This is a genomic window from Gordonia aichiensis, assembly GCF_039946255.1.
GTDB classification, from domain to species: Bacteria; Actinomycetota; Actinomycetes; order Mycobacteriales; family Mycobacteriaceae; genus Gordonia; species Gordonia aichiensis_A.
Genome location: NZ_JBCDWL010000015.1, coordinates 1 through 23,760, shown reverse-complemented (window position 1 = coordinate 23,760; position 23,760 = coordinate 1). Strand labels below are relative to the sequence as shown.

Here is a 23,760-nt window from a genome sequence, read left to right as displayed (position 1 = left end):
AGACCCCGCACGCCCCGCCGGGACTTACTTCGCCGGCACGACCTTGCCGTCGACGGTCACCTCGACCTTGTCGGTCTTCGAGTCCCAGGTGATCTTGCCGTGCTCGAAGGTCGAGACCTTCAGGGCTCCCTCATCGGTCTCGTCGCTGGTCGCCACGCCGAGCGGGCCCATGGATCCGCCCTTGCCGTCCGCAGCGGGCGTTCCGGAGGCGTCCCGCTTGACGTTCCAGGCGTCGCGGATCTTGCCCCAGGTGATGTACGCGGGCGCGTCGGCGTTCTTGGCGGTGATGACGCCGCCCTCGAACTGCTGGAAGATCACTCCGTTCGCGCTCTTCCCCGAGGCTTCGGGGCCGGCCAGCGCCTTCCCGAGGTCGGTGCGCTGCTTCTCGGTCGCATCGTTGTACTTCTTGGCGATCGCGCCGGTCAGCGTCACCTTGGAACCGTCGGCGGCCGCCACCTCGGCGTTTCCGGCGACGGCGGACGACACCGCAGCCGATGCGCCGGAGGCCGCCGACTCGACGGCCGACCCCGCGGCCGACGCCGCCGAGCCGATGGCTGACGTGGCTGATGAGGCCGCATCACCCGAGTTGTCGTTGCTGCACCCCGCGATCACCGATCCCGTCAAGGCCAAGGCCGCCGTGACCGCAGCTGCACGTCGAACCTGATGTCCCATGATCTCCCCTGTCGATTGTTTTGAGAACTCAATCGCATTCACTCATGGCGCATGACTGAACATGAGTCCGATTCGGAGAGTAACAAAATATGAATGGACCACAAGGGTTTCTTGTCAGATGTCGAATGATTCGAATCGGGAAACGCATGTCATTATCGTCGCAGTTCGGCAATCGTCGAGTATTCGGTCATTTCTACCATTCGACGCATGAAAGACGCTGCCGCCCAGAGCTTGCCGTCCACGACAACGCAGCCACCGCCAGCGGCCGACTCCACGCACATCATCGCAGTTCACAAGCATTTCAGGCGGCCGAACTCCGACCTCTTCATCAGTTTGCTGTACGGTAGCCACGTGTTCCGCTCACTCGGAACACACGGGCCTTGCCCGTGGAATCGACGACAGATGAATCCCGACGATGTCGGCGCCGGGCAATGCTCCGGTCTCCTCGCGCACCCACATGTGCGACGAGACCGACGGTGGCGGGCGGTCGTCCTTGCGACCGCCCGCCACCGTTATCGAATCGTCGCATCCGTCGAAGACGAACCGGGGGCAAGCACCGAATGGGAGCGCGATGATCGCAGGGTTCGCCCTGCCATTGCGACGGCCGACCGAAACGGAGCAGTACGCGCAAGAGCGGCACGGACAGGGCCGGGGCGACGGCCGGATCTGCCCGACCTCAGCCGCAAGTCGGCACGACCTTCCATACTCGAATCAGCGGCCGCACTCCGCCATCGAGGACACGACGCGGTCACTGACCGAAGGAAGAATCCCGTGACCGGTATCGACCATCGACTCCCCCAACGACGACAGCTGCTCACCGCATTGCCCGGACCGGCTTCGCAGGCCCTCACCGAACGCCGCAAGCGCGTCGTCGGGGCCGGCGTCAGCTCCGCTGTTCCCGTGTACGTGGCCGACGCCGACGGCGGCGTCGTGGTCGACGTCGACGGCAACTCGCTGATCGATCTGGGCTCGGGGATCGCCGTGACCGGCGTCGGCGCCTCCAATCCCGCGGTCGTGGCGGCGATGCAGGAGCAGGCGGCGCATTTCACTCACACGTGTTTCATGGTGACCCCGTACGAGGGATACGTCGCCGTCGCCGAACGGCTGGCCGCCCTCACCCCGGGCACGCACGAGAAGCGCACCGTCCTGTTCAACAGCGGCGCTGAAGCGGTGGAGAACGCCGTGAAGATCGCGCGCAGTGCCACCGGACGCACGGCGATCGTCGCCTTCGACCACGCCTATCACGGGCGCACCAACCTCACCATGGCGCTCACCGCCAAGAACCTGCCGTACAAGAGCGGTTTCGGCCCGTTCGCCGCCGACGTGTACCGGGCGCCGATGTCGTATCCGTTCCGGGAGGGACTCAATCACGACGGCTCGCCGATCACCGGGGAGCAGGCGGCTCGGCGGGCGATCAGCATGATCGACAAGCAGGTCGGCGCCACCAACGTCGCGGCGATCATCCTCGAACCCATCCAGGGCGAGGGCGGCTTCATCGTTCCCGCCGACGGCTTCCTGCCGACCCTGGTCGGCTGGGCCAGGGACAACGGCATCGTGTTCATCGCCGACGAGGTGCAGACCGGCTTCGCCCGCACCGGCGCCTGGTTCGCGAGCGACCACGAGGGCGTCGTGCCCGATCTGATGACTCTCGCGAAGGGAATCGCCGCGGGCATGCCGCTGGCGGCGGTGACCGGCCGTGCCGACCTGATCGACGCCGTCCACGCCGGCGGACTCGGCGGCACCTACGGCGGCAACCCCGTCGCCTGCGCCGCCGCGCTGGCCGCGCTCGATCAGATGGAGCGACTGGACCTCTGCGCCCGCGCCCGGCGCATCGAGGACCGGGCGATGGCCCGCCTGCGCGCGATCGCGGCCGATACCGACATCATCGGCGAGATCCGCGGTCGCGGGGCGATGCTCGCCGTCGAGTTCGTCCGACCGGGCACCCGGGAACCGAATCCGGAGGCGGTGGCGCAGATCATCGCGACCGCACTCGCGAACGGCGTGATCCTGCTGACCTGCGGCACCTACGGGAACGTCATCCGGCTGCTGCCACCGCTCGTGATCCCCGACGAGCTGCTCGACGACGGACTCGATGTCCTCGAATCGGCCATCCGAGACCTTCGCTGACCGCTTGTCGGTCCGGGACGCCGCGCCTCAAGGACCGACACTCGTCTGCAATATAATATATGATCTGGGAATACGGCGCCGGCGCTGGCCCCGTCGTCCGTCACCCGCGCCTGCTCGCCAGATCGGAGGATCCTTGTCCCGACCCGGCAGCCTCCTCCCGGCCCTCGTCTACGCCGCCCTGACGACGTCGATCGTCAGTTCGCTCGGCATGCTGCTGGTGCCGTCGATCGCCGCGGGCCTCGACGTGTCGGTCGGTTCAGCGCAGTGGATGCTCACGGTCAACCTGCTGGTGGGCGCCATCGTCACCCCCGTGATGGGTCGTCTCAGCGACGGTCCGCACACCCACCGACTGCTGCTGATCTCGCTCAGCACCATCTTCGCCGGGTCGGTGATCGCCGCCGTGGCGCCGAACTTCGCGATCTTCCTCGTCGGACGAGCTCTGCAGGGACTGTCCTACGGCATCGTGCCCGTGACCATCGTCCTGGCCCGCAGGCACCTGCCGAGACCGCAGGTCGACCCGGCGATCTCGACGCTCTCGGTGACGGTCGCGACCGGTCTGGGCATCGGGTATCCGCTCACCGGCGTGCTCGCGAGCCTGTTCGACTTCCGCTTCGCCTTCTGGTTCGCCGCCGTCTTCGTGGCGACCGCGGGCGCGGTGGTGTGGAAGCTGATCCCGAACGCTGCGGCCGGCGCGGTGAGTCGCCACTTCGACGTGCCCGGCACGGTGCTGCTCAGCGTGGCACTCGCCGCGACGCTCACCGCGGTGAGCCAGGGACCGAGTTGGGGTTGGGGTTCGCCGCCGACGGTCGGCCTCGCGGCGGTCGCCGTCATCGCGTTCGGGCTCTGGATCGTCGTGGAGCTGCGCAGCCGCGATCCGCTGATCAACCTGCGGGTCTTCAAGACGCCCGACGTCTTCCTGGCGAATGCGACCGCGATCGGCCTTGGCGCCACCCTGTACATGAGCCTGTCGATCTCGAGCATCATCGCGCAGGCCCCCGCCGCCACCGGATACGGCATCGGTCTTCCGCTGTTCTGGGCCGGATTCGTCATGCTCCCGCTGTCGGCGGGCAGCCTCACCGGCAACCGGATCGTGCGACGGCTGGGACCCGGTGCGATGACGGCCATGCTCCCGGTCGGCGCGGGCATCATGGCCGTCGCCGCCTTGATGCTGTGGTTCACCAGTGACGAGCTCTGGGAGATCCTGCTCGGCATGGCGCTGTTCGGCCTCGGGATGGGCGCGGCCTACGCCGCGATGCCCGCACTGATCGCCCGCAACGTCGCGGTCTTCGAGGTCGGCAGCGCGGTGAGCTTCAATCAGGTGCTCCGCACCGTCGGCGGCGCACTCGGCGCCGCCGTGACCGGTGCCGTGCTGGCCGCCCGACCGGGCACCGAGGGCATCACCTCGTCGCTGGGGGCGGCTGCCGTCGGCGGCACGATCGTCTTCGTCGCGCTGGTGGCGAATCAGCTGCGGATGCGGCGCCCCACCACGAAGCAGTCCTGAGCGCTCGGCCGGGCTGCCGGGGTCCGCGGTCTGATCGAGATCGGTGCGCGCCCTCAGCCCGCCAGGGCCGACGGTCGTTCCCGCCGCAGGACCTTCCGGGTCCGTCGCCCGAGCATCCCGGCGAACTCGTGTGCATCCGACGGGCGGTCGAAGTCCGAGCGCAGCCCGGATTCGGCCGGGAGCATCAGCTCCACGGCGCCCGCGGCGAGATGGCGGCGGAACGATCCCTCACCGAATCGGGGCACCAGGTCCGTGTCGCGGCGGGCGGTGAGCAGGGTGGTGCCGACGCCGAGCCGATCCGGGACGACACCCGAGCGGTAGGTGAGGGCCAGCAGCAGCGCCCGGTCGAGGTCGGCGGGTCTGAGCCCGGGCAGGTCACCCGGCAGCACTGCGAGGTCACGCGCCGAACCCGCGCGCAGATGCTCGGCGCCGGCCGCGATCGCCTCGTTGAGTCCCAGGCCCGGCCGAGCGATCGCCCCGACCGGCCCGCGCGCGAACCGCGCGACGTCGCCCGGTGCGTCGCAGACGACGAGCACCTGCGCGACGCGCCGAGCCGACGCGATCGCCTCGAGGGTGTCTCGAGCCATCGCGAGCGCGAGTTCGCGGCGGTCGCCGAACGCCTCGCCCATCCGCGACTTCGCCCTGGTCAGGTCTTTCATCGGCACGATCACCGACCAGCTGTCGGCGGAGGTCATCGACATGTCGACACCAGGGTCAGCGGTGTCCGGATGGCCTCGACGTCACGGGCCTGCGCGCCGTCCTCGACCCGTCCGTAGGTGGTGGTCCGCTGCCGGGCGGGTCGGCCGATGGCGTGCGCGAGTTCGCGGATCTCGGCGACGGTGCGGGACGAGCCGTTGTCGGCGCCTGCCATCCGGCTGATGGTCTCCTCCATGAGCGTGCCGCCGACGTCGTTGGCTCCGCCCTGCAGCATGTGCCCGGTTCCGTTGTCGCCCAACTTGACCCAGCTGGTCTGGATGTTGTCGATGCGGCCGTGCAGCAGCAGTCGGGCCATCGCGTGGACGGCCCGGTTCTCCTGCGCGGTGGCTCCGGCGCGGGCCTTGCCCGCCAGGTACAGCGGGGCGTTCTGGTGGATGAAGGGCAGGGCGACGAACTCGGTGAACCCGCCCGTCCGGTCCTGGATCGCGGCGAGGGTCCGCAGGTGCGCCAGCCAGTGACGCGGCTCGTCGACGTGGCCGTACATCATCGTCGACGACGAACGCAGACCCACTCGGTGCGCGGTCTCGACGATCTCGATCCAGGACGATGCAGGCAGCTTGCCCTTGGTGAGGACCCAGCGGATCTCGTCGTCGAGGATCTCCGCGGCCGTCCCCGGAATCGAGTCGACGCCGGCGTCCTTCAGCCCTTCGAGGAACTCGCGATACGAGAGGTTCGTCCGCGAGGCGCCGTTCAGGATCTCCATCGGCGAGAAGGCGTGCAGGTGGATGCCGGGCGCAGCGCGCTTCACTGTGCGGGCGAGGTCGAAGTAGGCGGTGCCGGGCAGGTCGGGGTGGATGCCGCCCTGCATGCAGATCTCGGTGGCGCCGGACTCCTCGGCCTCCACCACGCGTCGGGCGACGTCCTCCAGCGAGAGGGTGAAGCTGTCGGCGTCGCCGGCGCGTTGGGCGAAGGCGCAGAACCGGCAGCCGGTGTAGCAGACATTGGTGAAGTTGAGGTTGCGGTTCACCACGTACGTGACGTCGTCGCCGCACACGGCGCGTCGCACGTCGTCGGCGATGCGGGTCAGCGCGTCCAGGGCGGCGCCGTCGGCGTGGAACAGGGTCAGCGCCTGATCATCGGTCAGGCGCGTCGGGTCGACGTCGGCGGCGCGCAGCGCGGCCCTCGTCTCCGACGGGAGCCGCTCGGGAAGTCGGCGCTCGCCGGTGTCGGGCAGCGCCGACCAGTCGCCGTAGACGGTGTCGAAGTCGACCCGCCGGTCGCCGGTGCGGCCGGTGGTGTCGATGGTGCGGTTCAAGTCGACGCGCCCGGCCGACGCCCACGCGGCGTCCGTCGCCTGCCAGGGCCGGCCCGCAGGCACCGCCGCGGGATCGGCGAGGCCGGCGTCGTCGGCCAGGGCCGCCACGTGTCCGGCGACGCGCGGGTCGAGCCAGGGGTCGCCGCGGCCGATGAACTCCGGGTACACGGTCAGCCGTTCACGCAGCTGGAAGCCGGATTCGCGGGTTCGTTCGGCCAGGTCGTCGACGTTCGGCCACGGTCGTTCCGGGTTCACATGGTCGTCGGTCAGGGGTGAGACGCCGCCCCAGTCGTCGATGCCGGCCGCGAGCAGCCGGTCGAACTCGTCGTCGATGAGGTTGGGCGGCGCCTGGATGCGCATCGCGGGGCCCAGGACCACCCGGGCGACCGCGACGGTCGCGACCAGATCGTCCAGTTCGGCATCGGCGGCGTTCGCCATGGCGGTGTCGGGTTTGGCGCGGAAGTTCTGAACGATCACCTCTTGGATCCCGCGGTACCGCCTGTTCGTGCGACGCAGGGCGAGCAACGACTCGGCGCGCTCGGTCAGGGTCTCGCCGATCCCGATCAGAATGCCGGTGGTGAAGGGCACCGACGACCGGCCGGCGTCGTCCAGGCAGCGCAGCCGGACCGCCGGGTCCTTGTCGGGCGAGCCGAAGTGACAGCCGCCGGGCTCCTCCCAGAGGCGTGTCGAGGTGGTCTCGAGCATCATGCCCATCGACGGCGAGACCGGTTTGAGCCGCGCGATCTCCTCCCACGACAGGACGCCGGCGTTGATGTGCGGGAGCAGGCCGGTCTCTTCCAGGATGCGGATCGCGACGGCCCGAACGTAGTCGAGCGTCGAGGAGTAGCCGGCCGCGTCGAGCCATTCCCGCGCCGCCGACCACCGGTCCTCGGGCCGGTCGCCCAGGGTCAGGAGGGCTTCCCTGCAGCCCAGCTCGGCGCCGCGGCGCGCGATGGCGACCGCCTCGTCGATCGGCAGGTACGGGCTCTCCACGCGGCCGGGGACGGTGGCGAACGTGCAGTAGTGGCACCGGTCGCGGCACAGGCGCGTGACCGGGATGAAGACCTTGCGCGAGTACGTGACGACTCCCGGCCGGTCGGCCGCGGCCAGGCCCGTGTCGCGCAGGCGGGAGGCGATACGGCACAGTCTCGCGAGATCGTCGCCGCGTGCGGTGAGCAGTTCGGCGATCTCGTCGGCGTTGAGGGTGACGCCGTCGTCGGCCCGCCTCAGCACGCGGCGCACGCTCATGCCCGCGTACCGAACCGGGCGCTGCCTGCGGCCAGCACCGTATGGTCGCCGACCGCGGTCGTGAACTGCACGTCTGCGGGCTCGCCGCCCGAACTGATGCGCAGGGTGTCGCCGGGCAGCACCGGCGCCGAGAGTCGGAACGACAGTTCGGTCAGCTCGGCCGGGTGCGCGCCCACCTGTTCGGCGATCACCCGCGCGGTGATCCCGGCGGTGCACAGCCCGTGCAGGATGGGCCGCTCGAATCCGTTCGACGCCGCCAGCTCGGGGTCGATGTGCACCGGATGGCGGTCGCCGGTCAGCCGGTACAGGGCCGCCAGCGCGGTGGACGTCGGATAGTCGGTGTGATGGGTGAACTCCGGTGCCTCGCCGCGCGCGGCGGACGGGCCGCGGTCACCGCCCCAACCGCCCATCCCGGGCAGGAAGATGCCGTAGGTCAGCGAGAACAGCTCCGATTCGACGGCGATCTCGACCAGCGCGGCCTTGCCCTTGTCGTAGACTGCGGCGACCTTCGCGGTCATCGGGATCTCACCGCTGCGCGGCATCGGACCGTGCATCACCAACTGCTGTGAGACGTGCAGCGACTTGGTCGCGTCATAGGCGCCGAGCCGCCCGGCCGCCTCGACCGCCCACAGGCCGAGGGCGCACGCCATGCTCGGCAGGGTCCGCAGATCCCGCTCGTAGACCAGGTCCAACTGGTCCTCGGCCGCACCCACCGCAAGGGCGTACAGGATGGCCGCGGTGTCGTCGTAGCGGGCCGTGTGGCTGCCGAGATCGGTGCCGGCGAGGTCTGCCAGCGTTGCCAGATCAGTACTCATCGATTGACCGCCTTCTCATGTGCAGTGCGATGTCACTGCGGTGAACTGTCATGTGCGCCCGCTGTGCTGCGGGCTGGATTGCCTTCGGGCCTCATCGAGGTGCGACGGTGTGGCGCCGTTTCGCGTCGACGATCGCCGCCGCCCGCTCCGGTGAGTCGAGCAGTTCCCGGCGCCGACGCTGCCACTGCGCCGCGTCGAACCGTTCGGGGTCTCCGGCGTCGAGATCGTCGAGCAGTCGCCGGGTCGCCGCGACCGCGTCGCGGGCGGCCGGCGTGATCGACGCCAGCAGCTTCGTGGCGTGGTCGCGGGCGGTGCCCGCGGGGACCACGGTCGACACCAGTCCGGCCGCGGCCGCCTCGCTCGCGTCGAATCGTTCGGCCAGCAGGAACAACCGCCGGATCGTGTCTCGCGGATAGTGCCGCGCGAGCCAGGCGATCGCGTCGGGGTTGTACAGCAGGCCGAGCCGGATCGCGGGGACGGACAGGTAGACGCCGTCGCCGGCGATCCGTGCATCGCAGACCAACGCGAGGTGGGCGGCCGCGCCGAAACAGGGGCCCTCCAGTGCCGCGAGCACCGGGACCCGGCTGGCCGCCACGGCTGCGGCGACCGCGCTCACGCGGTCGTCGTAGCCGATGTCGGCGCTGGTGCCGGTGAGGTCGGCGAAGTCGGCGCCGGCGCTGAACGTCGTCTCGCTGCCGGTCAACACGATGCCGGTGACGTCCTCGCCGGGAGCGCCGATCGCGCCGACCAGCGAGTCGAGCATCGCCGCCGACAGCGCATTGCGGCGCTCCGGTGCGTCCAGGATCACCTGGAGGACCCCGCCGACCCGCGCGACCTCGACTCCGCTCATGGTGCCGACACCAGATCCGATCCGCTGTACCGGTCGGCCGCGGCGAAGACGTCGAAGGCCAGCGCCTCCTCCGCCTGCTGCGACAGGTTCAGCACCAGCGCGTCGGCCCCGGCCCGGCCGACGAGCTGAGCGCCGACCGGCAGGCCGTCGGCCAAGCCGCACGGCACGGACGCGGCGGGCACACCGCCGACGTTGAACGGGACCGCGAACGGGAACGCCCCCCACAGGTGGTCGACGGCCGTGCCGTCGATGTGCGTCGGCCGGTTGCCCCGCTCGAACGCCGGGACGGCGACGGTCGGGGTGAGCAGGATGTCGAACTCCTCGAAGAGACCGTCGATCCGCCGCCGGTAGTCGGCCAGGCCCCGCCGAGCGTTCTCGACGGCCGACGACTCCAGTTTGAGCGCCGCCCGCAACGACGACCGCTCGTATCCGGTGAGGTCGTCGGGGGCGTAGGCGAGCAGATGCCCGCGTTCGCGGTGCTCGTCCTCCAGGACCAGCGGCCCGAAGATCTCGTTCCACCCGCCGATCGGGAGGTCGGTCTCGGTCACTCGATGGCCGTGGTCGGCGAGCAGTGCCGCCAACCGCCCGATCGCGGCGGTGACGCCCGGATGCACGGGACGGCCCTCCGGCGCGGGGCAGTAGCCGATCCGCAGCGCACCGACCTGCTCGGGCCGCATCGACGTCTCCGCCAGCACGCTGACGACCGGCCGGGCGTCGGCGACGCGGCTGGTCATGGGCCCGGGGGCGACGAAGTCGGTCATCCCGCGGAAGCCCTTCTCGTCGGGGCAGCGGCCGACGGTCGGTTTGAATCCGTAGATCCCGCAGAAGGCCGCCGGGATGCGAACCGAGCCGCCGCCGTCGGATCCGATACCGATCGTGGCCAGGCGCGCAGCCATCGCCGCGGCGGTGCCGCCGCTGGAGCCGCCGGGGGTGGTGGCCGGATCCCACGGGTTGACGGTGTCCGGCCCGAGGAGGTTCTCGCTGGTCGCCGACTGTCCGAACTCGGCGGTGTTCGTCTTTCCGAGGAACACGGCGCCGGCCTCGCGCAGTCGTCGGACCACGCCCGAGTCGTGCTTGGACACCTGCCCGCGGTGCACCGCCGACCCCAGCGTGGTGGGCACGTCGGCGACGTGGAAGGCGTCCTTGACGGCCGTCGGGACTCCGGCGAGCGGGCCGACGGCCTCGCCCGTCCGGTAGCGGCGTTCGGCGTCGGCCGCCTGGGTCAGCGCCAGGTCGACCGTCACGGTGACGTAGGAGTGCAGGTGCGGGTCGACCTCGTCGATGCGGTCCAGGAAGGTCTGCGTCACCTCGACCGGGCTGAGGTCCCTGCTCCGGTATGCCGACACCAGGTCGGCGACCGACATCCGCGTGATGTCCTCAGGCATGGGGGAAGACACCTCCGCTGACCCCGTAGACCTCGCCGGTGATGTATCCGGCCTGGTCGGAGGACAGGAAGGCGACCAGGTTCGCCACGTCTTCGGGCTGCCCGATCCGGCCGACGAGCGAGCGGTTCTCGGCGTAGCCGTTGAAGAACTCGTCCGGGTAGATCTTGCGGAGGAAGTCGTTGTAGATCAGGCCGGGGGTGATCGCGTTGACGCGGATCCCGTGCTTGCCGTTCTCCGCGGCCGCCACCCGGCTCAGCGCCAGGACGCCGGCCTTGGCGGCCGAGTATGCGGCACCGTGCTCGGTCGACGTCTCGTAGGCGGCGATGGAGCTGATGTTGACGATCGAGCCGCGCCCGGCCGCCACCATGTGCGGCAGCGCGTGCCGCATGCACAGGAAGGTGCCGGTCAGGTCGACGTCGATGCAGCGCTGCCAGGTCTCCAGCGACATCTCGGCGACGGGTTCGATCTTCGACCAGCCCGCATTGTTGACCAGGATGTCCAGGCGCCCCTTCTCCGCCATCACCGTCTCGGTGGCGGCGACGATCGACTCCTCGTCGGTGACGTCGAGGGGCAGCGCCAGGAAGTCGCGGCCGTGCTGCTCCGACAGCTTCGCGGCGAACTCCTTGCAGCGGCGCTCATGGGCGTCGGTGACGACGACGTCGATGCCGTCGGCGGCCAGACGCTGAGCGATGGCGGCGCCGATGCCTGCACCCGCGGCGGCGGTGACGACGGCTACTTGACGGTCGTTCATGTTGTCTCCTAACGGGTTTCAGGCGTTGACGGCCGGAATGATCTGGTTGGCGATCTTGTCCATGTGCTTCAGGCGACCGCCCGAGAGCAGCGCGAAGGTGATGCGGTCGATGTCGAGCGCGCACAGTTCCTTCAGCCTGCTGACGCAGTGGTCGACCGATCCGGCGAGCGCCACCGACTTCACGAACTCGTCGCTGACGACCTGCTTGTGGCCGGCGTGCCGCGACAGGTGATCGACCAGGTGGTACCCGGAGTTGGCGACGGCGAACTCGGGACGGAAGCGCTCCCAGGCCGGCGGCATCCGCTTCCACACGTCGAAGGTCGCCGCCTGGCTGGTGGCCCACGCCCGCACGTCCGACAACGCCTTCTCCTCGTCGTCGTCGGCGCTCATCGTGACCAGTAGGTCGATGGTCAGCTCCGACCGGTCCCGGCCGGCCTTCTCCAGGCCCTGGTAGATGAAGTCGAGCTGCCACTTGACGAACTCGGGATCGGCGGCGCCCATCAGGATCGCGCCGTCGCACTTCTCGCCCGACAATCGGAGCAGTCCCGGCTGCGAGACGGCCATGTAGATCGGGATCTGACGCTGCGCGGTGGCCAGGCGGACCTTGGTGCCGTACAGCTCCTGCTCCTCGCCGGTGAACAGCTTGCGGAACTCGTCGATGCCCGCAGATAGATCGCCGAGCTTCGACGGGACTCCGCCCGCGCCGTAGACGGCCGACCATCCGGCGCCCAGTCCGAGCATCGCGTGACCGTTGCTGAGCTCGTCGAGCGCCGCGGTCGCGTTAGCGGTGACGGTGGGATGGCGCGTCATCAGGTTGGTGACGGCCGAACCGATGTTCAGGTTCTCCGTCGCCAGGGCGGCGATGTTCATCGCGGCGTAGACGTCCTTCATGCCGAGCTGGAAGTCGATGAACCACATCGCCTCGAAGCCGTTGGCCTCGGTGGCACGAGCCAGCTCGGTGACATTGGTGAGCGGCTCGCGCGGGCTCACTCCCATTGACAGTCCCCAACGATCCATGACTACTTCCTTCCGGTGACGGTGCTGCGCAGTGCGCTGGCTACTGCTTCTGGGTTGTCGACGTTCATCAGGTGCCCGGCGCGCGGGATCTCGCGGTAGGTCGCGTCGGGGAGTCCGTCGAGCAGAATCTGGGCGGCCTTCATCGGGCAGAAGGCGTCGTTGTCGGCGCCGATGACGTCGACGTGCATGCCGATGTCGGCCAGGGTGTCGGTGAGCGGCGCCCCGTTGAGCGCGGCCATGGCGCGGGCCGCGTTCCGGTAGCCGCCGCCCTCGCCGATGGCCCGCAGGCGGGCGGCGGTGATCTCGTCGAGACGGTCGGTGGTCACCAGCGCCGCGGCGGTGTCGTCGCGGATCGCCGAGGCGAACTCCGCGGTCGAGGTGTCCTGCGCCTGCTCGATCCGCTGGGCGTAGAAGTCGACCGCCGAGCGGCCCACCACCGACGAGGTCCCGAGGACGACCAGGCGTCGCACGAGGTCGGGGCGGTCGGCGGCGACCTGCAGGGCGATGGTGCCGCCGAGCGAGAAGCCGACCAGGACCGCCGGTCCGGTGACGGCCTCCAGGAAGCCGACCAGGTCGTTCGCCAGTTGGGCGAGGGTGCCGTCGGCCTCACCGACCGTGCTCTGGCCGTGGCCGCGCAGGTCGTAGGCGTAGGTGGTCACGTCGTCGAGCGCTTCCTGCGTCGCCAGCCAGCTCGACTTGTCCTCGGCGAGCCCGTGGATGAGGACCACGGGGGTGTCGGCGTCGCCGACCGGGTTGCTCGCCTTGTGGTAGGAGACGTCGATGTCGGCGACGGTCACGACGGTGCTCGTGGTGGTTGCGGTGCTCATGCTGATTCCTCCAGGATTCGGCGCAGTACGGCCTTGCGGATCTTGCCGACGGCGGTGACGGGCATCTCGTCGACGACGACGAGACTCTCCGGAAGCTTCCGTTCCGACAGCCCCTGCTCGCGCAGCCAGGCGTTCAACTCGTCCTTCGACGGCGCCTCCCCCGCGGTCACGATGACCGCGCAGATGCGTTCGCCGAGACGGTCGTCGGATTCGCCGATGACGGCGACCCGGCGGACCGCCGGGTGCGCGGCGATGAGGTCCTCGATGGGTTTGGGCGAGATGTTGACCCCGCCGCGGATGATCATGTCCTTCAGCCGGCCGGTCAGATGCAGGTAGTCGTCGGCGTCGATCCGGGCGAGGTCGCCGGTGCGGAACCAGCCGTCGTCGGTGATGAGCTCGCGGTAGAGATCATCCTGGCCGAAGTAGCCGATGAACACGCCCGGACCGCGCATCAGGAGTTCGCCGGCGCCGGAGTCGTCGGGGTCGGCGATGGACAGCTCGATGTCCGACAGCGGGGTCCCCGCGGTCTCGACCAGCTGCGCCTGCGTGCTCTGCGGTGTGCAGGTGGTGCCGGTGCCCTCGGTCATGCCCCACAGCACGGTGACGAACGTGCTCGGCGCCTGCCGGGTCGCGGCTTCAAGCAGGCTCGGCGGCACCGGAGCACCGCCGCACAGGCAGGTGGTCATCGACGACAGCTTCACCCGATCGGCCGGCCACGGCGCGTCGACCAGGTCTTTCAGGAACGGGGTGGCGATCGCGGTGAACGCGCACTGCTGCTCGTCGACGATCTCCAGCGCCCGAACCGGATCCCACTGGTCCTGCAGGATCAGCGGGGCCCCGCTGTACAGCGAGAGCCGGCCGCCGTGCCAGGCGCCGACGCTGTGTCCCAGCGGGGACGGCATGAAGATCGGCGTGTCCTCGCTGATGCCGAAACGCTCGATCACCGAGTCGTTGGCCGCGGCGAGGGTGCCGGTGGTGTGCATGACGGCCTTGGGCATGCCGGTGGTGCTGGAGGTGAACATCAGGTGGTCCACGATCGGCGGCACCGCCGGCGGCAGGTCGTCGCCCGGGTACGTCTGCAGGGTCGGCTGCCCGTCGGCCGCGTAGATCACCGTCGACGCGATGCGCGAGCTCCCCTCGGCGAGTTCGCGGACCCACTCTCCGACGCGGTGGCGGCGGTGGGCCTCGGGGGCGATGATCGCGCGGGCCTGGACCAGGTCGAAGGCGTGCGCCAGGGCGGCGCGGTCGCTGGACATCGGGATGCTCGCCGGGATCGCCTCCAGGCGCAGGGCCGCCAGGAAGGCGACCTGCCATTCGGCGGTGTTCGGCATGCAGATGGTGATCACATCGCCTCGACGAAGACCCTCGGCGACCAGCTTGTCGAGCAGTTCACCCGACCTCGCCCACAGGTCGGCGCGGGTCAGGCGGACGCCCTTCTCGTCCACGAGTGCCAGGCGGTCGGGCCCGGCGGCGACGAGCCGCTCGAACCTCGCCTCGAGGCGTTCGATCGTCTCCGGGGCGGTTTCGCGGTCGCAATCAGGTCCGACGCTCGCGCCGCGTGGAGTGCGTTGCTTCATTGCCGTTGCTTTGCTCACACTTCAGAGTATGTGCCTTGTAGGTCACACAGTCAAGAGAGTGACGTCGCTTTTTTTAGTGTGAGACGATTAGGCTCCCGGTTACGATCAGCATGACCAGGTCCCGACCTCGCTCGCAGGCGGTTGGGGCAGTCCAGGGAGTTAGGGGAGCTTTCCGTGTCAGCACAGCCGACCACGCCCAAGGGCCGACGTACGCACGAGCATCTCGTCAACGCAGGCCGGACCGTCTTCGCCAGGGACGGCTACGTCAATGCGCGCATGAGCGACGTCGCGGAGGAAGCAAGCATCTCGATGGGCGGCCTCTACCGCTACTTCAAGAACAAGGAGGACCTGTTTGCGCAGGTCATCGCCGACCTCCACGAGCACCTCTACCAGGCGAGCACCTCGCACGACGTGAACTTCGCAGACGACCCCTTCGGCGTCCTGCTGGCCGCCAACCGCGGATACCTGCAGATGTACAGCGACAACCGGTACGTGATGCGGGCCTTCATCCAGGCCGCCCAGGTGGAGGAGCGGTTCCAGGAGATCTGGTGGCAGATGCGGGCGCGACACATCGACCGCTTCATGAAGGCCCTCGCCTCCGTGCATGGGATCACCGAGATCGGCGGCGTCGACGCCCACCTGGCCACCGAGGCGATGGCGTGCATGGTCGAGCAGTCGGCGTACGTCTGGTTCGCCCAGGACAGTCGACACGACGCGCCGATCGACGTCGAGTCGGCGGCCAATACCGTCACCCACGCCTGGTACGCCACCTTCTTCGCCCCCGCGACGCCCGGCGTGAATGCGGTGACACCCGCCTGACCAGCGCGTCCGCCGGCGACGCCCGCAAGGTTTAAGAAAAAGCGACGTCACCCTCTTGACATTGCGTGGCCCACATCACAGGATGTGGGTACCGAGGCGTTGTCCGGTCGCACACCGGAATCGCCGACTCGGTACTGACCCCCAGGCGCGGCGAGGCGCTGTGCACGGACACGCTCTCGACCCGGCTCCGCTTCCCCTCACTCGAACTGTCGCACTGTGCCCGCATCGGCTCAGTCGCGCAGTCTCGCCGGGCGAAGGACACGCTCAGCTCTCCCGCGCCGCATTTGAGAGGCAGGGAAATGACCACGCGCGAATTCAGTTCCACCGGAGCGCTCGACGATGCGGCGCACATCGTCGACGACGCCGCCGCGCCGGAGCGGCCCCGAGATCCCAAGACCGCGAAGAAGGCCCTGATCGGCGCCTGGCTGGGCTTCTTCGTCGACCTGTTCGACATCTATCTGCCGATCGTCGCCCTCGCGCCGGCCATCGGCTACTTCGTGGCCGACGACCTGGGCGCCGCGGGCATCGCCGTCGTCAGCGGCGCGATGTTCGCCGCGACCCTGGTCGGCCGGCCGATCGGCGCGGCGATCTTCGGCTGGCTGGCCGACACGGCCGGGCGCAAACGGACCACGATGATCGCCATGACCGGCGCCGGCGTCGTCACCGGACTCATCGCGTGCCTGCCCGGCTTCCATCAGATCGGCGTCGCCAGCGTGGTCATGTTCGTGCTGCTGCGCTTCCTCGCAGGCATCTTCCTGGGCGGCGAGTACACCGGCGCCAACCCCCTGGCGATGGAGGCCGCGCCGCCGCACAAGCGCGGCCTGTACAGCGGCATCATCAACACCGGCTTCCCCCTCGCCTACGCGGCGGTCTCCGTGATCACCCTCTCGCTGCTGCTGACGATGTCCTCCGACGGCCACGACTCGATGTACGCGCAGTGGGGATGGCGGATCCCGTTCGTCATCGGCGCGCTGCTGTCGTTCGCCTCGGTCCTGTACTTCCACCGCTCGGTCACCGAGTCCGAGGTCTTCACCAAGGCCGCCGATGACGCGGGCGCCGCCAAGCGCTCGCCCCTGCGCGAGCTGCTCCAGCGCGACAACGCCATCCGGTTCGTCCAGGTCTTCATCCTGATGAACGGCTTCTGGCTCTCGTTGCAGCCGGTCGCCGCGTCTCTGCCGTTGCTGCTCGGCGGCAGCGGCGTGGGCATGAGCAGCAGGCAGGTGACCCTGACCCTCGTCGTCGCCTACCTGCTCCTCGCTGCGGTCGACGTCGCCGCGGCGGTCTTCAGCCAACGCATCGGCAGGCGCCGCTTCCTGATCGGCGCTGCGACGTTGATCGCGGTCGCGGGAACCGGTCTTCTTCTGCTCATCGTCCGGACCGACAGCACGGGGGTCGCGGTGGCCGCGACGATCCTGCTGGTGATCGTCGTGATCAGCCCGTGGGCGGTGCTCCCGGCCTACATCAACGAGCGGTTCCCCACCTCCGTTCGGGCGTCGGGCTACGGACTCGCTTACAGCCTCGCCGTGGTGATCCCCTCGTTCTACGCCTTCTACCAGGCCGGACTCGGCAACTTCATGTCGTTCAACGACACCGGCGCGGTCCTGCTGGTCATCGGCGCGCTGCTGATTCTGGTGGGTGCCCGAATGGGGCCGGAGACCAAGGACGTCAAGCTCGACTGACCTCGCCACCCATCACGAAGACGGCTCAGCGGCCCGGGAGATCCCGGGCCGCTGAGCCGTCTTGTCGGGCCGGAGCTCGACGGCGGCGAGGTTCAGTTCGGTTCGGTTCGACCCGCGACCCGACCCGCTCACCCGAACCGGCGACCACCCCCGAACACCCCTGAAAACAGGACCCTCACCACCCACCGCCGGCACATAGCCGCCGGCGAACGGTGAGCATCCTGCTCACGACGACACCGGACGACAACCGACTCAGGCGGCCGGCCGCGACACGCCCCCACCCGCCGACACCGCCCCGGACGAGCCCGAAGAACCGCACCCTTGCGACCGACCAGGCCGCGATGCGCCCGCACCCGCCGACACCACCCGGGACAGCGCCGAAGCCCGGCGCCCTGCGACCGACCACTCCACCGCAACCCCACCCGCGCACCCGAACCGGCGACCACCCCCGAACACCCCTAAAAACAGCACGCTCACCACCCACCGCCGGCACATAGCCGCCGGTGAACGATGAGCATCCTGCTTACGACGACACCGGACAACCGACTCAGGCGGCCGGCCGCGACACGTCCCACCCGCCGACACCATCCGGAACAGCGAAGAGTCCGCTTCCACCGAATCATCGGTGGAAGCGGACTCTCAGTCGAGGGCGGCGGTCAGGCCGACGCGCCGAGCAGCTCGACCACCTCGTCGGCAGTGCGGATGTCGGCGAACCACGCGGCCAGGGTGTCGATCGCCGCATTGTGCTCGTGATCGGTGAGCGCCGCGGTGGCATCGGACAGGAAGATCACCTTGAACCCGAGCTGCTGCGCATCGCGCGCGGCCGAGGCACAGCAGCAGTCGGTGAGCGTTCCGCTGATGATCACCGTGTCGATGCCCCGCGCGGTGAGCAGTTCCAGCGCTGCGGAAGAACCCTGAACGAATGGGCTGAAACGACTCTTCTCGACGACGGTGTCGCCCTCCTCCGCCTCGATCTCCGGGTAGAGCGCGTGGCCCGTACTGCCCGACTGGAAGGACTCGACCTGCAAGTCCGCCGAGGTGTGATTCTGGAACTGCCGGTAGTACACGTTCCAATCGTCGGCCGACGTCGTCGTGTACTGGAAGAAGTAGTTGGCACCACCGGTCTCCCGGAGTCGTCGGCTGACCGCGTTGATCGCCGGAACCACCGACTTCGCTGTGGCCACTTCGAACACCGAACCGTCGGCGACGAACCCGTTCTGCATGTCGATCACCAGGTGTGCGGTGCGAGCGGGGTCGATGTGATCGAACGAGTACTCCCTGCCCTTCAGGGAGCGGTACCGCTCCCTGATCGCGGGGTCGATCGACGTGTGGTGCACAGGAACTCCTAGGGGCTTCCGGCGGGCGCCGGGTTATCCGATCTTGTCGCGGACGGCGACGTTGTTGGCGGCGATCCGAGGATCTGTCGGATCGGCGAAGTATGTGCGGCCCTTGGTGAGGACGGCGACCGCGACATGAACGACGAAAGCGATTCCGAAGCTGATGAACGCCGCCAGGCTGGTCAGGATCGGGCTCTCGGCGAGCAGCCAGATCAGCGATCCCGAGACGGTCGCGACGAGCAGCGCGCTGACGCCGACGATGTTGAACCGCGGCAGGTGCTCCCCCCGATACTCCACCGGCCCGGTGACGATCTTCAGGGCACCGCGCACCACGACGATGTCGGCGACCACGCAGGCGAGCCAGGACAGGAGGAAGATGCCGGTCCACTCCAGGAACGTGGTCAGGTTGCCGATGACGTCGGACGCCATCAGCCCGATGCTGATCAGGGTCACCACCACGAGCCAGAAGCGGCGGGTCAGCGGTCGTGCGCCGGTCGTCTCGGAGGCGGAGGTGAAGGCCACGGAGCTGACGTGCAGGTTCGTCAGGTTGACGCGGATCTGCGAGATCCAGGCCAGCGCCACGCCCGGGAACAGTCCGAGCAGGCCGACGAAGTAGATCGCCGGATCGTAGTTGCCGGTCGACAGGGTGAAGTACATGCCCATCGGCATCGCGATGAAGAACAGGAGCAGATAGGGCACGACCACCGAGACGAAGGCCTTCTTCTTGAAGTCCTCGGCCCGAATGAACCGGTTGTAGTCGGAGGCCTCGAACGGGTTGATGCCGATGGTGCCCGCCAGGGCTGCCATCACGCCGAGCACACCGACCAGGCCGCCGGTCGCACCGGCGGGCATCGCGTCGAACATGCCCGCGGGCATGCCGCCCGACCGCCGCCATGCGATCACGATCGCGACGATCAGCAGGATGAAGTAGATCGGCAGGGTGTAGGCGAGGATCTTGGTCATCGAGCGGATGCCGTTCCACGCCATGGGCAGGAAGATCACCGCGACGAGCACGTACCAGACCAGGTTGGGAAGGTCCCAGATCAAGTCGATGGAGCTTGCCAGAATCTGGCCTTCGGTGCCCGCGTAGATGACGAAGGTGCCGGCGTAGATGACCGTGGTGAGGACCGATCCGACCGTGCCGAACCCGGCGCCGCGGGTCAGCAACTCCGAGGTGAGTCCCTCCCGCGATGCGATCCGGGTGACGACCAGGGCGAATCCGATGAGGACGAGGAACGACGCGACGAGGCCGATCCAGGTGGCTGCCGCGCCGTACTGGATGAGGAACAGTCCGCCGACGAGAGGGAAGAAGAAGGCGGTGACGAAGCCGACCAGGACCGTCAGCACCGAGCCCGCCCCGCGCTTGGCGGCGTCGGGAACTCGGGTGCGGGCGAAGTCGTTCGCGTCGAATGCGGGCGGCGAGAACGGCTCCGTTTCGGGGCTGTTCAGCTGCGCTGGGGGTGGCGTCGCTGCGTCGTTCTGAATCGACATAGCACCTTCTATCTCTCATTGGGCCGGATCCCGAGCCGGTCGGCAGCGGGGGTGTCTGCGGTACCAGGAGCGGTCGGAGTGACCAGCTTCCATGATGTGGTACAGAACACATTTAATCAAGAGGGTGACGTCGTTTTTTTATTTACTGCGCCGGACCGCCGGAGTGCGGTCACCGCCCGCGACCAGCGATGATCCCGACAAAGCGGCCGAACCGAAACCTTCCGTCGTCGCCCGGGCGGTGCCAAAATCGAAGGGAAGCGGGCCGGGAATCCGCCTGCGGGACGGGAGGAGCAGACATGACAGCAGACGATCTCCACGACAGGCTGGACGCGGCGGCATCGGCGATCCAGGCGGATGTGGTGGCCTGGCGGCACCGGCTGCACCAGCATCCCGAGCTGTCGAACCGGGAGGAGCGCACGGCCGCGTTCATCGCCGAACAGCTGCGCGCCTTCGGTGTGGACGAGGTGATCGAGCAGGTGGCCGGGCACGGCGTCGTCGGCGTGCTGCGCGGCGGACAGGGCGGGACACGCACCATCGCGTTGCGCGCCGACATCGACGCCCTGCCGGTGAAGGAGGACTCCGGGGTCGACTTCGCCTCCACCGTCGTCGATGAGAACTACCCGGGCGGACCGTTCCCCGTCGCACACGCCTGCGGGCACGACTGCCACACAGCCATGCTGCTGGGCGCCGCCCACGTGCTCACCCGAGTCCGCGAGTCACTCGGCGGAACGGTGCTGTTCGTGTTCCAGCCGGCCGAGGAGGGGCCGCCGATCGGGGAGGACGGCGGCGCCGCGGCGATGCTCCGCAGCGGTGTGCTCGACCCGTTCGCACCGTCGATGGCGTTCGGAATGCACGTCGTGCCCGGGCCCAAGGGGCACGTCGCCGTCCGGACCGGCCCCCAGTACGCCGCCTCCGCGCTGGTCCGCATCACGATCACCGGCGCCCAGGTGCACGGCTCGACGCCGTGGATGGGAGTGGACCCGATGCCGGCTGCCGCCGCCGTCATTCAGGCCGTCGGCCAGCTGTACCGGCAGGTGCCGGCGACCGAGCCGGTCACGATCTCGATCGAGCACGTCGAGGACGTCGGCCGCTTCAACATCATCGGCGAGCGCGTCTGCCTCTACGGCACCGCCCGCGTCCTCTCCCCGACGGTGATGGAGGACGTCCAGCCTCGCCTGACCCGCACCGTCGAGCACACCGCTCAGGCGTACGGATGCACCGGGACCGCCGAGTTCCTCCAGCCGGTCCCGGCCGTCGTGCACGACCCCGCCTGGGTGGACGCCGCGATGCCGAGTCTGCGCCGGGTCGTCGGCGACCGGATCGGCGAGATCCCGCCCACGCTCGGCTACGACGACGTGTCCGAGTTCATCGACGCATACGGCGGCGTGTACATCATGCTCGGCGTGCAAGACGTCGACCTCGACTCCGCGGGTCGGCCCTCCCCGACTCCGGGCGGGCGTGGCGTGGCCCCCAACCACAGCCCGAAGTTCTACGCCGACGACGACACCCTGCACGTCGGGGTGCGCCTGCACGCCCCTGTCGCCGTCGATCACCTCGCCGGTGCCCTGGCGGTCTCGCCGCCGGGGGCGTGAGTCTGCGGACCGCGCCGACTCAGCCGCCGGCCACCGCTCCCATTCGGGTGACGGCCTCGGTGAGGATCGCCGTCGACGTGGCGAAGTTGAGCCGGACATGGCCCGCACCGCCGGTGCCGAAGACGTGCCCGGAACTGAGCGCCACCCGTGACCGATCGAGGAAGACGCGTGCCGGCCCAGCCAGGTCGGAGACGATGCCGGGCCCGTCGGTGCCGCCCGGTTCGTCCAGCCCCAGCGCGCGGCAGTCGAGCCACGCCAGGTAGGTGCCCTCCGGCGGCGTCCACCGCACGCTCGGCAGGTGCTCGGCCAGCAGCCTTTCCAGCAGATCGCGGTTCCGGGTGAGCCCGGCGAGCAGCGCGTCGAGCCACTCGCCGCCGTCGGCGAAGGCGACGGTGTGCGCCATCACCCCGAGGTGGCTCGGCCCGTGACTCACCTCCTCGGGCATCCGCGCCAGGTCCGCGGCAGCGGCCGGTCCGGCGATCGCGAGAGCGGCCTTGAGTCCGGCGAGGTTCCACGCCTTGGACGCCGAGGTCAGTGCGAAGGCGTCGTCGGCGCCGTCGACGCTCAGATAGGGCGTGAAGCGGGCGGCGCCGAGCATCACCGGCGCGTGGATCTCGTCGGCGACCACGCGCACCCGGTACTCGTTCGCCAGCCGGGCGACCGCGCGCAGCTCGTCGGCCGTGTGCACGGCGCCGGTGGGGTTGTGCGGGTTGCACAGCAGGTAGGCCGGACTGCCGCCCGCGCGGCGGGCGTCGTCGAACGCCGCTTCCAGCGCCCCCGGATCGATCCGGCCCGACTCGGTCAGCGGAGCCTCGGTCACGATGCGCCCGGCGTGCGTGGCGAAGGCGTAGAACGGCGGATACACCGGGGCGTTGACGATCACGCGATCGCCCGGTTCGGTGATCAGCTTGAGCACTTCGACGATCCCGAGCATGACGTCGGGGACGATCGCCGTCCGTTGCACGGCCAGCCCGTCCCAACCCCACCGCCGGGAGGCGAAACCGGCCAGGGCCTCGGCGTAGCCGGTCCCGCCGTCGGGATAGCCGGTGTCGCCGCGGGCGACGGCCCGGGTCAGCGCGTCAGCGATCGGCGCGGCGGGCAGCACGTCCATCTCGGCGACCCACAGCGGCAGCACTTCCGCCGGGTGCGCACGCCATTTCATGCTGGTCCGCTCCCGCAACTGCGCGATCGTCAACTGCTCGAGCGGATTCGGGACCGTGGCACCGGGGAGGTTCATGCCCCCACCCTGCGCCGACGGGACGCGGCGTGCAAGGGATTCGGGCCGGAATCGCATTGTCCGTCGCGGAGAGGTTTCGATGCCCGGCAAGGCGTCCGAGCCACGGACGAATGACAGAGGCCACCGCTATCATGGACGGTCCGAGGAGGTGACCAGCTGTGACTGAACTGGACAAGGTGCGGCGTAGGTCCAGAACGATCCGCTCCATCCGCCGCAATACCGAGATCGAAGGCACGCAGAGTACCCCTGCCACCCGCAAAGACCAGCTCGATTACGTCCGGGGCACTATCAGCGCCGCCGAACTGAGTGCACGCGTACGCGCACGCTACGGAGTCGAGTAGCGTTGTCGGACGCCGATCCCTGGGAAGTCGGCGATCACGATGCACGGTGGCGAGGGTACTTCGTCCCAGGGACAACTGTTCTCAGAAACCTCCTCGGCTTGACGGCCCGAATTCAGTTGCAGGAAGCCGAGGACGACCTCTCTGAAGCCCGACTCGTCGAGCTCCGCGAGAACCCGGCAGTCCTGGGAGAGCGAACCTACGGGTTGCAGTACCTGGCCGAGATCCACCGGTACCTCTTCCAGGACGTATACGCCTGGGCGGGTCGGGCCCGCACCGTCGGAATTTCGAAGTCGTTCTGCCCGCCCGCCAGTATCACGCAGCCGATGATGCACGTCGCCGACGAAATCGAACGTTCCGACCGACTCCGGCCAGTGCCCTCCGAGTTGCTTCCGGGCGAGGAATGATCAAGACCTGTGGATCTGGGAGGGCGTGCCTTCCCGCAGAATGATCCCGGTAGTCACTTGATCAAGTCAGCGTTGCAGCGCTGGCGGAAAGGCACGCCTCATGCTCACGGTAGTCAAC

General features: G+C 69.2%; 20 protein-coding genes. 7 read left to right on the top strand and 13 right to left on the bottom strand.

Annotation, left to right across the window (positions count from 1 at the left end):
* Positions 1 to 24: 24 nt before the first annotated feature.
* A complete protein-coding gene (locus AAFO60_RS15910; protein ID WP_347957202.1) occupies positions 25 to 672 on the bottom strand; it encodes an LGFP repeat-containing protein in 648 nt (215 codons plus the stop codon).
* 771 nt (positions 673 to 1,443) lie between these two features.
* Between AAFO60_RS15910 and gabT the strand changes: the two genes are divergently transcribed.
* Positions 1,444 to 2,799, top strand: coding sequence for a 4-aminobutyrate--2-oxoglutarate transaminase (gabT, locus tag AAFO60_RS15905; protein ID WP_347957201.1), 1,356 nt, complete (start codon positions 1,444 to 1,446; stop codon positions 2,797 to 2,799).
* Between the two features lie 133 nt (positions 2,800 to 2,932).
* Entirely contained in the window at positions 2,933 to 4,300 is a 1,368-nt protein-coding gene (locus tag AAFO60_RS15900) for an MFS transporter (protein ID WP_347957200.1), read from the top strand.
* 53 nt (positions 4,301 to 4,353) lie between these two features.
* Here AAFO60_RS15900 and cofC read toward each other — a convergent pair whose 3' ends face one another.
* From cofC to AAFO60_RS15855, 9 genes are all read right to left on the bottom strand, one after another.
* Positions 4,354 to 5,001: a 2-phospho-L-lactate guanylyltransferase gene (gene cofC, locus AAFO60_RS15895; RefSeq protein ID WP_347957199.1), complete on the bottom strand. Its 648-nt coding sequence runs from the start codon at positions 4,999 to 5,001 to the stop codon at positions 4,354 to 4,356.
* On the bottom strand, positions 4,992 to 7,520 hold the full coding sequence (locus tag AAFO60_RS15890; RefSeq protein WP_347957198.1) for a bifunctional FO biosynthesis protein CofGH: 2,529 nt from the start codon (positions 7,518 to 7,520) through the stop codon (positions 4,992 to 4,994). The genes cofC and AAFO60_RS15890 overlap by 10 nt, the downstream gene beginning before the upstream one ends.
* The gene (locus tag AAFO60_RS15885) at positions 7,517 to 8,335 is read right to left on the bottom strand and encodes a MaoC/PaaZ C-terminal domain-containing protein (protein WP_347957197.1); all 819 of its coding nucleotides are present in this window, start codon (positions 8,333 to 8,335) and stop codon (positions 7,517 to 7,519) included. The genes AAFO60_RS15890 and AAFO60_RS15885 overlap by 4 nt, the downstream gene beginning before the upstream one ends.
* 91 nt (positions 8,336 to 8,426) lie before the next feature.
* On the bottom strand, positions 8,427 to 9,185 hold the full coding sequence (locus tag AAFO60_RS15880) for an enoyl-CoA hydratase/isomerase family protein (RefSeq protein ID WP_347957196.1): 759 nt from the start codon (positions 9,183 to 9,185) through the stop codon (positions 8,427 to 8,429).
* Entirely contained in the window at positions 9,182 to 10,570 is a 1,389-nt protein-coding gene (locus AAFO60_RS15875) for an amidase (RefSeq protein ID WP_347957195.1), read from the bottom strand. The genes AAFO60_RS15880 and AAFO60_RS15875 overlap by 4 nt, the downstream gene beginning before the upstream one ends.
* Positions 10,563 to 11,321 carry an SDR family NAD(P)-dependent oxidoreductase gene (locus AAFO60_RS15870; protein ID WP_347957194.1) on the bottom strand — a complete coding sequence of 253 codons (759 nt, stop codon included), beginning with the start codon at positions 11,319 to 11,321 and terminating at the stop codon, positions 10,563 to 10,565. The genes AAFO60_RS15875 and AAFO60_RS15870 overlap by 8 nt, the downstream gene beginning before the upstream one ends.
* A gap of 18 nt (positions 11,322 to 11,339) precedes the next feature.
* Positions 11,340 to 12,338, bottom strand: coding sequence for an LLM class flavin-dependent oxidoreductase (locus AAFO60_RS15865; protein WP_347957193.1), 999 nt, complete (start codon positions 12,336 to 12,338; stop codon positions 11,340 to 11,342).
* Between the two features lie 2 nt (positions 12,339 to 12,340).
* Entirely contained in the window at positions 12,341 to 13,165 is an 825-nt protein-coding gene (locus tag AAFO60_RS15860; RefSeq protein ID WP_347957192.1) for an alpha/beta fold hydrolase, read from the bottom strand.
* The gene (locus AAFO60_RS15855) at positions 13,162 to 14,742 is read right to left on the bottom strand and encodes a class I adenylate-forming enzyme family protein (protein WP_347957191.1); all 1,581 of its coding nucleotides are present in this window, start codon (positions 14,740 to 14,742) and stop codon (positions 13,162 to 13,164) included. Before AAFO60_RS15855 ends, AAFO60_RS15860 begins: the two co-directional genes overlap by 4 nt.
* Positions 14,743 to 14,916: 174 nt before the next feature.
* Between AAFO60_RS15855 and AAFO60_RS15850 the strand changes: the two genes are divergently transcribed.
* On the top strand, positions 14,917 to 15,561 hold the full coding sequence (locus tag AAFO60_RS15850; RefSeq protein ID WP_347957190.1) for a TetR/AcrR family transcriptional regulator: 645 nt from the start codon (positions 14,917 to 14,919) through the stop codon (positions 15,559 to 15,561).
* Positions 15,562 to 15,860: 299 nt separating this feature from the next.
* Complete coding sequence (locus AAFO60_RS15845; protein WP_347957189.1) at positions 15,861 to 17,240, top strand: MFS transporter; 1,380 nt, start codon at positions 15,861 to 15,863, stop codon at positions 17,238 to 17,240.
* 656 nt (positions 17,241 to 17,896) lie between these two features.
* On the opposite strand, the gene AAFO60_RS15840 is transcribed toward AAFO60_RS15845, so the two are convergent.
* On the bottom strand, positions 17,897 to 18,577 hold the full coding sequence (locus AAFO60_RS15840; RefSeq protein WP_347957188.1) for a cysteine hydrolase family protein: 681 nt from the start codon (positions 18,575 to 18,577) through the stop codon (positions 17,897 to 17,899).
* A gap of 33 nt (positions 18,578 to 18,610) precedes the next feature.
* Positions 18,611 to 20,068, bottom strand: coding sequence for a purine-cytosine permease family protein (locus tag AAFO60_RS15835; RefSeq protein WP_347957187.1), 1,458 nt, complete (start codon positions 20,066 to 20,068; stop codon positions 18,611 to 18,613).
* A gap of 296 nt (positions 20,069 to 20,364) precedes the next feature.
* Here AAFO60_RS15835 and AAFO60_RS15830 point away from each other — a divergent pair, with 296 nt between their 5' ends.
* Positions 20,365 to 21,660, top strand: a complete 1,296-nt coding sequence (locus AAFO60_RS15830) for a M20 metallopeptidase family protein (protein WP_347957186.1) — start codon at positions 20,365 to 20,367, stop codon at positions 21,658 to 21,660.
* A 19-nt stretch (positions 21,661 to 21,679) separates the two neighbouring features.
* Here the strand turns inward: AAFO60_RS15830 and AAFO60_RS15825 are convergent, their stop codons facing one another.
* Positions 21,680 to 22,897, bottom strand: a complete 1,218-nt coding sequence (locus tag AAFO60_RS15825; protein WP_347957185.1) for a MalY/PatB family protein — start codon at positions 22,895 to 22,897, stop codon at positions 21,680 to 21,682.
* Between the two features lie 158 nt (positions 22,898 to 23,055).
* On the opposite strand from AAFO60_RS15825, the gene AAFO60_RS15820 reads away from it, so the two are divergent.
* Together AAFO60_RS15820 and AAFO60_RS15815 are read left to right on the top strand one after the other, a co-directional pair.
* Positions 23,056 to 23,238, top strand: a complete 183-nt coding sequence (locus tag AAFO60_RS15820; RefSeq protein ID WP_347957184.1) for a hypothetical protein — start codon at positions 23,056 to 23,058, stop codon at positions 23,236 to 23,238.
* 2 nt (positions 23,239 to 23,240) lie between these two features.
* The gene (locus AAFO60_RS15815; RefSeq protein WP_347957183.1) at positions 23,241 to 23,642 is read left to right on the top strand and encodes a hypothetical protein; all 402 of its coding nucleotides are present in this window, start codon (positions 23,241 to 23,243) and stop codon (positions 23,640 to 23,642) included.
* Positions 23,643 to 23,760 lie beyond the last annotated feature (118 nt).

Coding starts and splice junctions, on each gene's coding strand:
- AAFO60_RS15860 (WP_347957192.1), bottom strand. CDS start 13,165: ATGAGCACCGCAACCACCACGAGCACCGTCGTGACCGTCGCCGACATC.
- AAFO60_RS15855 (WP_347957191.1), bottom strand. CDS start 14,742: ATGAAGCAACGCACTCCACGCGGCGCGAGCGTCGGACCTGATTGCGAC.
- AAFO60_RS15825 (WP_347957185.1), bottom strand. CDS start 22,897: ATGAACCTCCCCGGTGCCACGGTCCCGAATCCGCTCGAGCAGTTGACG.
- AAFO60_RS15910 (WP_347957202.1), bottom strand. CDS start 672: ATGGGACATCAGGTTCGACGTGCAGCTGCGGTCACGGCGGCCTTGGCC.
- AAFO60_RS15835 (WP_347957187.1), bottom strand. CDS start 20,068: ATGTCGATTCAGAACGACGCAGCGACGCCACCCCCAGCGCAGCTGAAC.
- AAFO60_RS15880 (WP_347957196.1), bottom strand. CDS start 9,185: ATGAGCGGAGTCGAGGTCGCGCGGGTCGGCGGGGTCCTCCAGGTGATC.
- AAFO60_RS15890 (WP_347957198.1), bottom strand. CDS start 7,520: ATGAGCGTGCGCCGCGTGCTGAGGCGGGCCGACGACGGCGTCACCCTC.
- AAFO60_RS15865 (WP_347957193.1), bottom strand. CDS start 12,338: ATGGATCGTTGGGGACTGTCAATGGGAGTGAGCCCGCGCGAGCCGCTC.
- AAFO60_RS15845 (WP_347957189.1), top strand. CDS start 15,861: ATGACCACGCGCGAATTCAGTTCCACCGGAGCGCTCGACGATGCGGCG.
- AAFO60_RS15875 (WP_347957195.1), bottom strand. CDS start 10,570: ATGCCTGAGGACATCACGCGGATGTCGGTCGCCGACCTGGTGTCGGCA.
- AAFO60_RS15830 (WP_347957186.1), top strand. CDS start 20,365: ATGACAGCAGACGATCTCCACGACAGGCTGGACGCGGCGGCATCGGCG.
- AAFO60_RS15870 (WP_347957194.1), bottom strand. CDS start 11,321: ATGAACGACCGTCAAGTAGCCGTCGTCACCGCCGCCGCGGGTGCAGGC.
- AAFO60_RS15885 (WP_347957197.1), bottom strand. CDS start 8,335: ATGAGTACTGATCTGGCAACGCTGGCAGACCTCGCCGGCACCGATCTC.
- cofC (WP_347957199.1), bottom strand. CDS start 5,001: ATGTCGATGACCTCCGCCGACAGCTGGTCGGTGATCGTGCCGATGAAA.